Origin of the sequence: Streptomyces sp. NPDC127108 (assembly GCF_042677545.1) — a bacterium.
Taxonomy (GTDB): domain Bacteria; phylum Actinomycetota; class Actinomycetes; order Streptomycetales; family Streptomycetaceae; genus Streptomyces.
This window is the reverse complement of the sequence record NZ_JBHXTE010000058.1, coordinates 20,459-34,763: the sequence shown is the minus strand read 5'-3', so window position 1 is coordinate 34,763 and position 14,305 is coordinate 20,459. Positions and strand designations below refer to the sequence as shown.

The window sequence follows — 14,305 nt, the reverse complement described above, 5'->3', positions numbered from 1 at the left end:
GGTCGGCGGGTCGGCGGGTCGGCGGGTCGGCGGGTCGGCGACAACGGTCAGGGACTGCGGGCGGTGGTCGGGGCCGGGGTCAGGCAGCGGCTGTCTGTCGGGCTCGCAACTCCCGTCGCGCCCTCATGAACGGGCGAGGGCGGTTGACCGCCAGCGCGGCCGTCACCCGGCCCGCATGTTCGTACAGCGCGAGGAAACCGCCGTCGTCCGGGCTGCCCTCCGCGATACGCACGGTGGCGTCGGCTGGGCGGTGCCCGGCGAACTGGATGCGGGAGCCGTACTGGTCGGACCAGAAGTACGGGAGCGCGGTGAGGGACTCCACGGTCCGGGCCGCGAGCAGGTTGCGGACGGCGACGCGAGGTTGCTCCGTCGCACTCGTCCAGTGTTCGGCGCGGACGCCACCGACGCGGGCGACGTCTCCCACGGCGACCACCTGCGGGAGAGAGGTGACGCAGCCGCCGTCGCACAGGACGCCGTCACCGACGGCGAGCGAAGTGCCGGAGAGCCAGCCGGTGTTGGGGACGGCGCCGATGCCGACGACGACCACGTCGGCGGGGAGGACGCGGCCGTCGGACAGCCCGACTGCGGTGACGTGGCCGGAGGTGTCGGGGTGGTCGGAGGTGTCGGGATGGGCGGAGGTGCCGGGGCCGGGCGTTCCGGCCCGGGGGTTCCCCGGGCCGGCGGTGCCGGAAGGGTCGGCTGCGGCAGGCAGGGTGGATGCGGCAGACGGGGCCGCCGGGGCCATGCGGTGCAGGCCCGCCACACCCGTACCGGTGAGCAGGCGGGCGCCGCCCTGCCGGTGCAGGTCGGCGCAGAACAGGGCCATGTCCGGGCCCAGTTGGGGAATCAGGGGCAGTGGGGCGGCCTCGACGACCGTGACGTCGTGGCCCAGTGCGACGCAGGACGACGCGGTCTCCGCGCCGATGAAGCCCCCGCCGATCACTACGACCCGGCGGGGGCCACGGCTCAGGTCGGCGCGCAGGGCGCGGGCGTCGGCGAGCGTACGTAGGGTGTGGACGCCCCCGGGCTGCGGTCCCGGCAGTCGGCGGGCCGATGCTCCGGTCGCGACGACCACGCCGTCGGTGACGACCGTGCGGCCGTCGTCCAGGAGGACGGCGCGGCCATGCTGGTCGAGGCCGGTCGCGTGGACGCCGAGCAGCCACTCGGCGGCCAGGTCCGCGATCTCCTCGGGGTCGGTGAGGGCGAGTTGGGGGTCCGGGGCCGATGCGTACGGCATGTGGGGTGCGGGGTCGGGGTCGGGAGCGGTGGCCGTGACGGTTCCAGTGCCGGTGCCGGTGGCCTTGGGGCTTTTCGGGGCGCTGGTCGCGGCCGGGGCCGTGGTCGCCGCGGCCGGGGCCGTATCCGTGACCGCAGCCGCGTCCGTGAGGAAGGACTTGGAGAGGGGTGGGCGGTCGTACGGCAGGTGGGGCTCGGCGCCGACGATCACGAGGCGGCCGTCGAAGCCCTGGGCGCGCAGCTCGCGCGCCGCGTAGAGCCCGGCGAGGGAGGCGCCCACGACGGTGACGGTGTTCATGCGGCGGATCCCTCACCGGTCAACGGGCCTCGCCCGGGGCCGGCGGCGGCGAGAGAAGCGGCGGCGGACAGGGAGGCAGCGGCCGTGAGGGGAGCGGAGGCCGGGACGGGGGTCGCGGTCGGGTCGGTCAGGTGGACATGGATGGTTCCGTCGACCACGCTCACGCGGTGGGTGCGCACCGGACGGCGGGCCGGCAGACACGTCGGCTCTCCGGTCCGGAGATCGAATGAGGCGGCGTGCAGCGGGCATTCGACCAGACAGCCCTCCAGCCAGCCCTCGGAGAGGGAGGCGTCCTGGTGACTGCAGGTGTCGTCGACGGCGTACAGCGCGCCGTCGGCGTTGAACACCGCGACGGGGGGTGTGGTGTCGAGACGGACGGACTCGCCCGCAGGGAGGTCTTCAAGGCGGCAGACGGGGATCACGGGCCCTCCTCTGGATCTGTCGGCCCGGTTGGATCTGTCGGCCCGGTCCGGGACCGTTCGGGCCAAGGACTCTTCGGTAGCATGAAGTTTCATATGGCGCACCAGAGAGCGCTATGCGCAACAGAATCCGGTGGGATGCCCATCGCGTCAAGGGGCTCCCTGGGACGCGGCTCCGAGAGGCCGCCGAGTGGTGAGAGTTGAGATATGACCCGCACGCGGAAACAGCCTGGCCAGAACGAGGAGCCGCAGCAGGGAGCAGCCAAGGAGAAGCGCCGGAAAGGGCGCGCGGAAGAACCCGAGAAGCCCCGGGAAGCGCGCGAGCCGCGCGAGCCGCGCGAGCCGCAGGCCAAGGCTCCCGCCGGTTCCGTGCAGTCCGTGGACCGCGCGGTGAGCGTCCTCGAGATCCTCGCCCGGCACGGCGAGGCGGGGGTCACGGAGATCGCCGACGAGCTGGGGGTGCACAAGTCGACGGCGTTCCGGCTGCTCGGCGTGCTCGAGAACCGAGGTCTCGTCGGACAGGCGAAGGACCGCGGCAAGTACTTCCTCGGGGCGGGCGTCCTGCGCCTCGCCGGGGCGGCGGCCGTGCGGATGGACATCTCCCAGGAGGGCGGCCCGGTCTGCCGCGAGCTGGCGGACGAGCTGGGCGAGACGGTCAACATCGCCGTGCTCGACGACGACGCCGCGGTCAACATCATGCAGGCCCGGGGCCCCGCGTCCGTGACCGCACAGAACTGGCTCGGCCGACGCACCCCGCTGCACGCCACCTCCAGCGGCAAGGTCCTGCTCGCGCACCTGCCGACCACCCTGCGCGAGGGCCAGATCGCCCGCACGCTGCCCCGCATCACCGAGCACACGGTGACCGGGACGGTGGCGCTGCGCCGCGACCTGGAGGCCGTCGTCCAGCAGGGTTTCGCGATCGCCGTGGAAGAGCTCGAGGTCGGACTCGCCGCCGTGGCGGCCCCGGTGCGGGCGCACGACGGCAAGGTCATCGGGGCGCTGAGCGCCTCCGGGCCGGTGTACCGGCTGACGGAGGACCGGCTCACCGAGCTGGCCAAGCGCACGGTCGCGGCGGCGGTGGAGCTGTCGCGCCGGATGGGCTACGGGTTCTGACGGCAGCGGGGACGAGGGCCGCGTAGGGGCGCGGCCCTCCCACGGCACACCCTCGGCCCACCCACAGCCCACACGCGACCGCCCCACGGTCCGCCGCGCGCCCCGCCCGTCCTCCTTGGCGCCCCCGTCGCCGCGCGCCCCTTCTCGGCGAGGGGATCGGACGCCGCAGCCCCGCACCCCCACCCCCTCGCACGCGCACGGACGCCCCAAGCCTGCGGAATCGGGCCTTCGCACCCCCGTCCCCGCCCTGTGCCAGCCCCGTTTCGCGACACCCATGGCGTTTTACCGAGGGTTCACTCCGGCCCCTTGACGGCTCCTTGATGTCGCTCTCACGATGTCTCTCATAGCGCAACCGATCGTGGAGTACGCAACAAGACGACACAAAGTCGAGGAGCCTGGCCGTGCCACACGAGGTCCGTGGCGTCGTCGCCGCGAAGAAGGGCGCACCCGTCGAGGTGCAGACGATCGTCGTGCCGGATCCCGGACCGGGAGAGGTACTTGTCTCCGTGCAGGCCTGCGGGGTCTGCCACACCGATCTGCACTACCGGGAAGGCGCGGTCTCCGACGACTTCCCGTTCCTGCTCGGCCACGAGGCCGCCGGCACCGTCGAGGCGGTCGGCGCCGACGCCGGGGGCCTGGTGCCCGGCGACTACGTGGTCATCGCCTGGCGCGCGCCCTGCGGAACGTGCCGCTCCTGCCTGCGCGGACGTCCCTGGTACTGCTTCGACTCCCGCAACGCCGCACAGCCCATGACCCTGCTCGACGGCACTCCCCTCAGCGCCGCGCTCGGCATCGGCGCCTTCGCCGAGAAGACGCTCGTCGCCGCGGGCCAGGCCGTGAAGGTGGACCCGGCGGCCCGGCCGGAGGCGGCGGGGCTGATCGGCTGCGGCGTGATGGCCGGGTACGGGGCCGCCGTGCACACGGGGAACGTGGGCCGTGGCGACACGGTCGCCGTCATCGGCTGCGGTGGCGTCGGCTGCGCCGCGATCGCCGGGGCCTCGCTCGCCGGGGCCCGGCGCGTGATCGCCGTCGACATCGACGACGGCAAGCTCGACGGGGCCACCCGCTTCGGCGCCACCCACACCGTGAACTCCCGGGGCACCGATCCCGTCGAGGCGGTGCGCGGGCTCACCGGCGGCTTCGGCGTCGACGTCGCCATCGACGCGGTCGGGATCCCCGAGACGTACAAGCAGGCCTTCTACATGCGCGACCACGCGGGCGTGCTCGTCCAGGTCGGCGTGCCCGATCCGGCGATGGCCGTCGAGCTGCCGCTGATCGACCTGTTCTCGCGCGGCGGCGCGCTCAAGTCCTCGTGGTACGGCGACTGTCTGCCCACGCGGGACTTCCCCCTGCTCGTCGACCAGTACCTCAGCCGCAGGCTCGACCTCGGCGCCTTCGTGACGGAGAAGATCGCCCTCGACGAGGTCGAGGAGGCGTTCGCCAGGATGCAGCGCGGCGAGGTGCTGCGATCGGTGGTGGTCCTGTGACCGGCGTACGACCCGACCCGCACTCCCCCGGCGTGCGCGGCATCCCCGCACCCGCACCCGCACCCACACCCACACCCACACCAGGCAACCCCGAATCCACCACCCCCCGAGTCGTCATCATCGGCGCCGGAATCGTCGGCTGCTCCCTCGCCGACGAGTTGACCGCCCGGGGCTGGACCGACGTCACCGTCCTCGAACAGGGGCCGCTGCCCGCCCCGGGCGGCTCCACCTCGCACGCGCCCGGGCTCGTCTTCCAGACCAGCCCGTCCAAGACGCTCAGCGAGTTCGCCTCCTACACCGTGCGGAAGTTCGGCGAGCTCACCGTGGACGGACTCGCCTGCTTCAACCCGGTCGGCGGCCTGGAGCTGGCCACCACTCCGGAGCGCTGGGCGGACCTGCACCGCAAGGCGGGCCTCGCCGCGTCCTGGGGCATTCGCGCCGAGCTGGTCGACGCCGCGCGCTGCAAGGAGCTGTGGCCGCTGCTCGACACCGGCCAGGTGCTCGGCGGTCTGCACACACCCGACGACGGCCTGGCCCGCGCCGTGCTCGCCTGCCGTGCGCAGCTCGACCGGGCGACCCGCCGAGGCGCCCGCTTCCTGGAGCGGCACACGGTCACCGGCATCGAGCGCGCGGAGGGCCGCGTCACCGCCGTCGTCACCGACCGCGGCACCTTCCCCGCCGACCGCGTCGTGTCGGCCGCGGGCTTCTGGGGACCGGTGATCGGCCGGATGGCGGGCGTCGACGTACCGCTGCAGCCACTCGCCCACCAGTACGCCCGGACCCGCCCCCTGCCGGAACTCGCGGGCCGCAACGACCCACGGACCGAGGCGTCCCGGCCCATCCTCCGCTTCCAGGACCGCGACCTGTACTTCCGTGAGCACACGGACCGCGTCGGCATCGGCTCGTACGCCCATCGCCCGCTGCCCGTGGACCCGTTCGCCGTGCCCGCGTACGACGACGCGCAGGACCGCGGTCTGGCCATGCCGTCCTCGTACCCCTTCACCGAGGAGGACTTCGCACCGAGCTGGCAGGACTGTTGCGGACTGCTGCCCGCGCTCAAGGAGTCGGCCGTCGAGGAGGGGTTCAACGGTGTCTTCTCCTTCACGCCGGACGGCATGCCGCTGCTCGGCGAGGCCCCGGCGCTGCGCGGCTTCTGGCTCGCCGAGGCCGTGTGGGTCACGCACTCCGCGGGCGTGGCGAAGGCCGTCGCCGAGTGGATGGTCGACGGCAGGCCCGCCGTCGACGTGCACGACTGCGACCTGACCCGCTTCGAGGACGCCCAGCGCTCGCCCGCCTATGTCGCCGAGCGCGGCGCCCGGCAGTTCGTCGAGGTGTACGACGTCCTCCATCCGCTCCAGCCCCTGGACGAGCCGCGCCCCTTGCGCGTCAGCCCGTTCCACGCCCGCCAGCAGGAGTTGGGCGCGGTGTTCCTGGAGGGCGGGGGCTGGGAGCGGCCCCACTGGTACGAGGCCAACGCCGCGCTCGCCGCCGACGTGGACGTGCCCGAACGGGACGGCTGGTCCGGGCGGTACTGGTCGCCGATCGCCGCCGCCGAGGCGCGCGCCACCCGCGAGCGCGTCGCGCTGTACGACATGACGCCGCTGCGCCGCCTGGAGGTCACCGGCCCCGGAGCCCTCGGCTTCCTTCAGCGCATGACCACCAACAACCTTCGCAAGAAGCCCGGTTCGGTCACCTACACCCTCCTTCTCGACGAGGCGGGCGGCATCCGCTCCGACCTGACGGTGGCACGGCTCGCCCCCAGCCGCTTCCAGGTCGGCGCCAACTCCCCCGCCGATCTCACCTGGCTACAGTCGCACGCGCCCGACGACGTGCACATCAGGGAGATCACCCAGGGGACGTGCTGCGTCGGCGTCTGGGGTCCGCTGGCCCGCGCCCTCGTCCAGCCGCTGACCCGCGACGACTTCTCGCACGAGGCCTTCGGCTACTTCAAGGCCCGCGAGACCCACCTCGGCCATGTCCCGGTGACGGCGCTGCGCCTGAGCTACGTGGGCGAGTTGGGCTGGGAGCTGTACACCAGCGCCGACCTCGGCCTGCGCCTGTGGGACACGCTGTGGGACGCGGGGCGGGACCTGGGTGTCGTAGCCGCCGGCCGCAGCGCCTTCAACAGCCTGCGCCTGGAGAAGGGCTACCGCGCCTGGGGCCAGGACATGACCGCCGAACACGACCCCTACGAGGCGGGCGTAGGTTTCGCCGTCCGCATGGACAAGGGCGACTTTCTCGGGCGCGCGGCCCTCGATCGGCGCGGCCCCCTCACCCGCAGGCTCACCGCCCTCCTCCTGGACGACCCGGCCGCCGTGGTCCTCGGCAAGGAGCCGGTGTTCGCGGCCCCCGGCGACGCCGCGCCCGCCGGATACGTCACCAGCGCCGCGTACGGCTACACGCTGGGCCGCTGCGTCGCGTACGCCTGGCTGCCGCCGCTGCCCGCCGGGACGAGCACGCACATCGAGTACTTCGGCGAGAAGGTCTCCGCGACCGTCACCGACGAACCGCTCTTCGACCCCGAGATGACCCGGATCCGGAGGTGACCGTCGTGTCTCCCACCACCCCCACCTACGACGTGATCGTGATCGGCCTGGGCGGCATGGGCAGCGCCGCCGCCCACCATCTGTCCGCGCGCGGAGCCCGCGTCCTCGGCCTGGAGAAGTTCGGTCCCGTGCACCAGCGGGGCTCCAGCCACGGCGGCTCCCGGGTCACGCGGCAGTCGTACTTCGAGGACCCCGCGTACGTACCGCTGCTGCTGCGCGCGTACGAGCTCTACGAGAAGCTCGAACAGGACACCGGCCGTGACATCGCCACCCTGTGCGGCGGTGTGATGGTCGGCAGCCCGGACGGGCGGGTGGTCTCCGGAGCGCGGCTCTCGGCCGAGACCTGGGGGCTTCCGCACGAGATGCTGGACGCCCGGGAGATCCGCCGCCGCTTCCCGACGCTCACGCCGCGCGACGACGAAGTGGCGCTCTACGAAGAACGCGCGGGCCTCGTCCGGCCGGAGAACACGGTCGCCGCGCATCTGCAGCTCGCCACCCGCCAGGGCGCGGACCTGCACTTCGAGGAACCGGTGACGCGCTGGGAGCCGTACCGGGACGGCGTGCGCGTGCACACGGCCGACGACACGTACACCGCGGGCCAGTTGGTGATCTGTCCGGGCGCGTGGGCGCCGGGGCTGCTCGCGGACCTGGAGGTGCCGTTCACCATCGAGCGGCAGATCATGTACTGGTTCCAGCCGACGGGTGGTGTCGGTCCGTTCCTGCCGGAGCACCATCCGATCTACGTGTGGGAGGACCGGGCGGGCGTCCAGGTGTACGGCTTCCCGTCGATCGACGGCCCCGACCTGGGGGTGAAGGTCGCGTTCTTCCGCAACGGCAGTGTGTGCACTCCGGAGACCATCGACCGCACGGTCCATCCGCACGAGGTCGCGGCGATGGCCGGGCACATGGCGCGGCACATACCGCTGCTCCCCGGGCGGCTGTTGAAGGCCTCCACGTGTATGTACACGACGACGCCCGACGAGCACTTCGTCATCACGCGCCATCCGGCGCACCCTGAGTCGGTGACGGTGGCCTGTGGCTTCTCCGGGCACGGCTTCAAGTTCGTGCCGGTGGTCGGCGAGATCGTCGCCGACCTGGCGCTCGACGGCACCACCGACCACCCCATCGAGCTGTTCGACCCCCGCCGGATCACCGGCCCGCTGGATCCGGCGCCCGCCACGGCGCCGGTCTGACCGAACCCGCGCCCCCCGGGGCGCACGTCAGAGCGAACCGCGCCCGCCGCGGCGCCCGTCTGAGGAGTACGGACGTGACGACAGAGGTCTCCGCGAGCCTCATCGCGACGCTGCCCGGCCACTACTACACCGACCCCGACGTCTTCCGGCAGGAGCAGGAACGCCTCTTCGAGGCCCTGTGGTGCTGCGCCGTGCGCTCCGCCGACCTCGACCGTCCGGGCGCGTACCGCACCGTCCAGGTCGGCCGGGAGAGCGTCCTGATCACCCGCGCCCGCGACGGCGGCCTGCGTGCCTTCCTGAACGTGTGCCGCCACCGCGGCGCCCGCCTGTGCGCGGACGAGGCGGGCCAGGTCCGGCGCAGCCTCCAGTGCCCGTACCACGCCTGGACGTACGACCTGGACGGGCGTCTGATCGCCGCGCCGAACCTGACGCGGATGCCGGACGTCGACCGGTCCGCGTACGGCCTGGTCGAGGTCGCGCTGCGGGAGTGGCTCGGCTACGTCTGGGTGTGTCTGGCCGAGTCGCCGCCGTCCTTCGAGGACACGGTGATCGGCGAGGCCAGGGAGCGCCTGGGCGACCCCGCGTCGATCGAGCGCTACCGCACCCAGGACCTGGCGCTCGGCCATCGCGTCCGCTACGAGGTGCGTGCCAACTGGAAGTTGATCGTCGAGAACTTCATGGAGTGCTATCACTGCGCGACCATCCACCCCGAGTTGACGGACGTCCTGCCGGAGTTCGCCGACGGCTTCGCGGCGCAGTACTACGTAGGGCACGGTGCCGCCTTCGGGGATGACGTCAGCGGCTTCACTGTGGACGGTTCCCCGGGCTTCGGGCGGCTGCCCGAGGTCGCCGACGACCAGGACCGCCGCTACTACGCCATCACCGTCAAGCCGGCCGTGTTCGTCAACCTCGTCCCGGACCACGTGATCCTGCACCGCATGTTCCCGCTGGCCGTGGACCGCACGGTCGTCGAGTGCGACTGGCTGTACGCACCCGATGTCGTCGCCTCCGGAGCGGACCTGTCGAAGTCGGTCGAGCTGTTCCACCGGGTCAACGAGCAGGACTTCGCGGCGTGCGAGCGCACGCAGCCCGCGATGGGCTCACGCGCGTACCGGCAGGGCGGTGTCCTGGTGCCGACCGAGCATCACATCGGGGTGTTCCACCACTGGCTCATCCAGCGGCTGGCTTCTTGAACATCCGTGTCGCCGTGATCTCCCCGTGCACCGTCTCCCCGGCCGGGGCCTGCTGCTCCTGCGGCAGGCCCGGCCGCAGGTGCTCCTCGACGCTGATGTACTTCAGGCCCGCGCGCAGGTCCGCGTCGTTGCGCAACCGGATGACCAGCGGGAACTCAGCGAGTGCCGTCGTGTCGAACAGGCCGGTGGTGTAGAGCAGCTGGACGCCGAGGGCGTCCGACACGGCCCGCTGGAGCTCCAGGAGGTACGTGGCGTTGGCACGGCCGATGGGGTTGTCGAGGAACAGCGTGCCCGCGTGCCGGTGCTTGTCGCGGCCCCGGTCGTTCGAGCGCAGGGCGGCCATCGTGCAGTACAGGGCGATGGCGGCGGTGAGCAGCTGGCCGCCGGAGAACACGTCGCCCATCTGCCCCACCGGGACGCGCTCGGCGCGAAGGACGGCGTCCGGCTTGAGGATCTCCACCGCGATGCCGCGCGGTTCGAGGGCCGCCTGAACGCCCCGGAGCAGCAGGGACATGCCGTCCCTGCGCAGGTCGGAGTTCTTCTTCACGGCCGCGCGCGTCGCCTCGTCGATGACCTCGCCCAGGCGCTCGGTGAGCGTCGCCTGGTCGGGCTCGTCGAAGCGGACCCGCAGGAACTCCTGGCCCGACCACTCCCCCAGGCCCTCGGGCAGCCGGGAAAGCCGCTGGGCGGAACGGAGCGTGGCGAGCGCCGACTCGACCAGGCCGCGCAGCCGGTCGACGATGCTGTCGCGGTTGCGCTCCAACTGCTCCAGCTCGTCGGTGAGCACGCGCAGGCGGGGCGCGAAGGCGTCGGCCCACTTCTTGGCGTGCTCGGGCAGGGCGGAGGCGGGCAGTTCGCGGATCTGCTGCCGGGCGGGGGTGCGGACCTGTTCGTACCGGGTGGAGTTGGCGTGCCGGACGAGGACGTCGCTGGCCTCGCGGACGGCCGACTCGGCGGCGGACAGGTCGGCGGCGCAGCCGCGCAGGGAGCGGCGGGTCTCGGCGGCGGCCTGGCGGGCCTCCTCCAGGGTGCCGGGGTGGGGCGCGGGCTGCTCGTCGTCCTCGGTGTCGTGGTGCTCGCGCAGCAGGTCGCGCAGGAGTGCCGCCGTCTCGTCGAACCCGCCGGCCGCGTCCTCCGTGGCGCGGTGGGTGTGCAGGAGCGCGGCGTGCGCCTCCTTGGCCTGGCTCAAGGCCTCGGTGTGGGTGGCCAGTTCGGTCGTGGCCGTGCGCAGCAGGGTCTGGGCCTGCTCGGCGTCGGACGGTACGAGCTCTTCGGGGAGGTCGGTGTGCGCTTCGCCGTCCTCGGGGGCGTGCCGCTCGGCCTCGCCGCGCAGTCGGCCGAGCTGTTCGCTGGCGGTGGAGGCGCGCGACTCGATGAGCTGGACCTGGGCCTCCGCGCGGGCTGCGGCGGCCTGCCGGGAGGGCCCGTCGGCGCCGTCGGTGCCTTCGAGGAGCTGGGCGGCGCGGGTGCGCACCTTGTTGCTGAGCCGGTCGAGCTCGGCGAGCGCGGCGCTCTCGTCGCTCTCCGCGCGGGCCTGTTCGGCGCGCAGGTCGGCGCCGACGCCGACCTTCTCGTACAGCTGGGAGGCCGCGCGGTAGGCCTCCCTGAGGGCGGGCAGGGAGGTCTTGGGGCCGTCCTGGTCCAGCGGTACGTCCTCGGGGGCGCCGGCGATCTCGGCGCGCTCGGCACGCAGGGCGCGCGCGGTGCGGCGGGCGTCGTCGGCGGCGCGCTGGGCGGCGCGGCGGTCCTCGTCGGCGGCGCGGGCGCGGTCCAGGCAGGACTGGGCGCGGGCCTCCGACTCGACGGCGTCGTCGGCCAGTTCGCGCAGCTTGGTCTGCCAGCCCGCGCGCTCACGCAGGCGGAACGCGAGCCCGGCGAGCGCGTCGGCGGCGCGGCGTGCGCGCTGGGCGCCCTCCTGGCGCTCGTCGCGCACGCGGGCGGCGTCGGCCGCGGCCTCGTCGGCCTCGGCGCGCGCGGTGCGGGCCTCGGCCAGCTCGGCCTCCGCCTCCTCGGCGAAGGCGCGCGCGTCCCGGGCGGCGGCGGCCAGCTCGGCGAGGCGGCCCGCGGGGCAGCCGGAGCGCCAGGAGGCGAGCCGCGCGGCCAGCTCCCGGTCCTTGGCGAGACGCAGGGCGAGCGCGCGGATCTCCTCGTCGCGGCGGGTCGTGCGCGCCCGCAGGGCCTGCCGCTCCTCGTCGGCGGCGTGCTCGTCGTGCATCGCGGGGTTCGGCGGTACGAGGAAGACGGCGCCGGAGTCGTCGGCGGCGCTGTCGGCATGCGGCACCGGGGCGAGCAGCGCGGCGGCGGTGCCGACGGCGACCGTGGAGCGCGGAAGCAGCGCGGCGCCGGTGAGCGCTTCGCGCGCGCGGGCGTGCGTGTCCGGGTCGGTGATGACGACGCCGTCGACCAGCTCGGGGCGCGCGGCAAGGACACGCGCGTGGTCCGCGGGGTCGACGGCCTGGGCCAGATACCGCCATCCCGGGAGGGCCGGAATGCCGTGCTCCCCGAGGAACTCGACGGTGGCGAGGACGTCGGGCCCGGGCGGAAGCAGTCCGCCGTCGCCGAGCGCGCCGAGGATGCGGGAGTCGTCGGCTGCGGCGGTCCGCAGCTCGAACAACTGCCGCTCTGCGGCGGCCACTCCGTCGTCGAGCAGGGTCTTCAGGTCGTCGGCGCCTCGGTCGAGCTCCGTGGCGGTGAGGCCGGGGGCCACGGGGGCGAGGGTCTGCCCGGCGGCGGAGGTGGAGCCGCCCGGCGCCGAGCCGTCGTGGGCGTCGCCCGCTGCGCTCGTGCCTCCGCCCGGGACGGCGTGCTCGCCGTGCGCCCCCTCGACGCCGTGCGCCCCCTCGGCCCCGTGCGCCCCCTTGGCGCCACGCGCACCTGAAGCGGCGGCCCCCGCCCCGTCGTCGGCGCCCTCGCCCGCCCCGGCACCGGCGTGCCGGGGCTGCGGCACCCCGCCGCGCCCGCTCCCGTCGGATCCGCCCGGCAGGCCCAGGAGTTCGGCGACGCGCTCGTCCTGTGCGAGGGAGTCGGCGGTGCGGCTCTCCGCGTCGTGCGCCTGCTCGGCGGCCGTCGCCGCGTCCTCCGCGCGGGCCGCCGTCAGCTCGGCGCGGGCCTCGGCGGAGGCGGCCTCCTTGGCCTGGTCGGAGGCCCGGCGTGCGGACTCGCGGGCCTCGTCCCAGGCGGCGACCGCCGTCTTCTCGGCGTCGCTGGCGGCGAGCGCCGCGCGGGCCGGGTCGGCGTCGGGTGTGCTGTCGTCGAGCCAGCCCGCGCGGACGGCCTCGGCGGTCTCCTGCTCGACCTCGGTGAGGCGCTGGCGCAGGTGCCCGGCCTCGCTGCGGGCGCGCTGCGCCTCGGTCGCGGCGGTGGTGGCGTCGCGGTGCGAGGCCTCGCCGGTCTCCTGGAGTGCGGCGGAGCGCTCCTCCTCCTCGTTGGCGTGCGACTCGGCGTCCGCGGCGGCGGTGTGCAGGGCGCGGACGAGGTCGGCGGCGGCCTTCGCGCGGGCGGCGAGCGCGGGGGCCGCGTCCCGCTCGGCCTCACGGATGGCGACGGCCACGCGCGCGGAGCGGTCGGCGGCGGCGCGATGGCGCAGGACGGCCTCGGCGGCCTGCCAGGCGGAGTGCAGGGTGCGGGCGTCGGCCAGCTCGCGGCGCTGGGCCGCGGCGGCCTTCTCGGCGACGGTGAGGGCCAGCGAGGCGTGCCGGTAGGCGAGTTCGGCGGCGATGAGCGCGGAGCGGCCGCGGGCCTGCTCGGCGGCCGTCACGGTGTGCGCGGCGGCGGTGACCTGCTCGGCCAGTTCGGCGGCGCGGCCGCGCTCCTCGACGGCGCGGGCCGAGAGGCGGCGGGCCAGGGTGCGGGTGCGGCGCTCGGCGCCCGCGTGCACGTCACGCGCGCGTGCCCGGGTGTCCGCGGCGTCGACGATGCGGCCGAGCAGGTCCACGGAGCCCGCGGTGAAGTCGCGCTCGGCCATCAGCTCGGCGCGGCGGCCCAGCTTGTTTCCGAAGCCGTGCACCAGGTCGGCGAGGCCGTCCGTGTCCCGGGTGTCGGTGACGGCGCGCAGCAGCAGGTCGGTGAAGTCGGAGTCCTTCTTGACGGCGAAGAGGCCGGCGGCCTCGCCCTCGTCGGCGTTCATCTCGCGCTGGTAGCGGAACAGTTCGGGGTCGAGGCCGAGGTCCCCGAGGTGTTCGTTCCAGCGGTCGTGGATCTCCTCCCAGTGCACTTCGAGGTGCGGATAGGCCTTCGTGGCGTCCATGAGGGCGTCCCGGAAGCCCTTCATGGTGCGCCGCCGCCCCTGTGCGCCGGACGCGCCCTCGGCGGAAGGGCGCACGGCGGTGGACTCGGCGACCGGCAGCGAGTCCAGGCTGAGCCCGGGGCCGGGGCGGAAGGAGTACCAGGCCTCCGCGAACTTCCGCGGGTCGTTGGAGACCTGCCGTCCGCGCCACTCGCTGACCTTGCCGACGACGACGCACTCACCGGTGAGCGTGTGCTGCCACTCCAGGGCGACGTGTCCGCAGTCGTCGGCCAGGAGGAACTTGCGCAGCACGCCGGAGCTGGCGCCGCCCAGCGTGTTCCGATGGCCCGGCAACATCACCGAGAAGATCAGCTTGAGGAGGACGGACTTGCCGCCGCCGTTCTCCAGGAAGAGCACCCCGGCGGGCGCCGGGCGGCGCGGCGGGCCGACGGGCTCCTCCTCGAAGAACTCCGCCTGCGCGGGCGCGGGGTCGGGCACCACGTCGCCGACGCCGCGCAGGTCCAGCACGGTGTCGGCGTAGCGCGCACCGGCGGGGCCGATGGAGTAGAGGCGGACCCGGGACAGCTCGTACATG

General features: G+C 74.2%; 8 protein-coding genes. 5 read left to right on the top strand and 3 right to left on the bottom strand.

What is annotated here, in order from left to right; genetic code table 11:
* Positions 1-79: 79 nt before the first annotated feature.
* A complete protein-coding gene (locus tag ACFVHO_RS35570) occupies positions 80-1,534 on the bottom strand; it encodes an NAD(P)/FAD-dependent oxidoreductase (RefSeq protein ID WP_385724102.1) in 1,455 nt (484 codons plus the stop codon).
* Positions 1,531-1,956 (bottom strand): bifunctional 3-phenylpropionate/cinnamic acid dioxygenase ferredoxin subunit, encoded by a 426-nt coding sequence (locus ACFVHO_RS35565; protein ID WP_385724099.1) that lies wholly within the window; start codon positions 1,954-1,956, stop codon positions 1,531-1,533. Before ACFVHO_RS35565 ends, ACFVHO_RS35570 begins: the two co-directional genes overlap by 4 nt.
* A gap of 366 nt (positions 1,957-2,322) precedes the next feature.
* On the opposite strand from ACFVHO_RS35565, the gene ACFVHO_RS35560 reads away from it, so the two are divergent.
* From ACFVHO_RS35560 to ACFVHO_RS35540, 5 genes are all read left to right on the top strand, one after another.
* Positions 2,323-3,066, top strand: coding sequence for an IclR family transcriptional regulator (locus ACFVHO_RS35560; protein WP_030360381.1), 744 nt, complete (start codon positions 2,323-2,325; stop codon positions 3,064-3,066).
* Between the two features lie 401 nt (positions 3,067-3,467).
* Positions 3,468-4,553, top strand: coding sequence for an S-(hydroxymethyl)mycothiol dehydrogenase (locus tag ACFVHO_RS35555; protein ID WP_385724096.1), 1,086 nt, complete (start codon positions 3,468-3,470; stop codon positions 4,551-4,553).
* Between the two features lie 116 nt (positions 4,554-4,669).
* Positions 4,670-7,099, top strand: a complete 2,430-nt coding sequence (locus ACFVHO_RS35550; RefSeq protein WP_385724146.1) for an FAD-dependent oxidoreductase — start codon at positions 4,670-4,672, stop codon at positions 7,097-7,099.
* A gap of 5 nt (positions 7,100-7,104) precedes the next feature.
* Positions 7,105-8,292 (top strand): N-methyl-L-tryptophan oxidase, encoded by a 1,188-nt coding sequence (gene solA / locus ACFVHO_RS35545; protein WP_385724094.1) that lies wholly within the window; start codon positions 7,105-7,107, stop codon positions 8,290-8,292.
* A gap of 74 nt (positions 8,293-8,366) precedes the next feature.
* Positions 8,367-9,485, top strand: coding sequence for an aromatic ring-hydroxylating dioxygenase subunit alpha (locus ACFVHO_RS35540; RefSeq protein ID WP_385724091.1), 1,119 nt, complete (start codon positions 8,367-8,369; stop codon positions 9,483-9,485).
* Here ACFVHO_RS35540 and ACFVHO_RS35535 read toward each other — a convergent pair.
* Positions 9,463-14,304, bottom strand: a complete 4,842-nt coding sequence (locus tag ACFVHO_RS35535; RefSeq protein WP_385724088.1) for a hypothetical protein — start codon at positions 14,302-14,304, stop codon at positions 9,463-9,465. The genes ACFVHO_RS35540 and ACFVHO_RS35535 overlap by 23 nt on opposite strands.
* Between the last annotated feature and the right edge of the window lies 1 nt (position 14,305).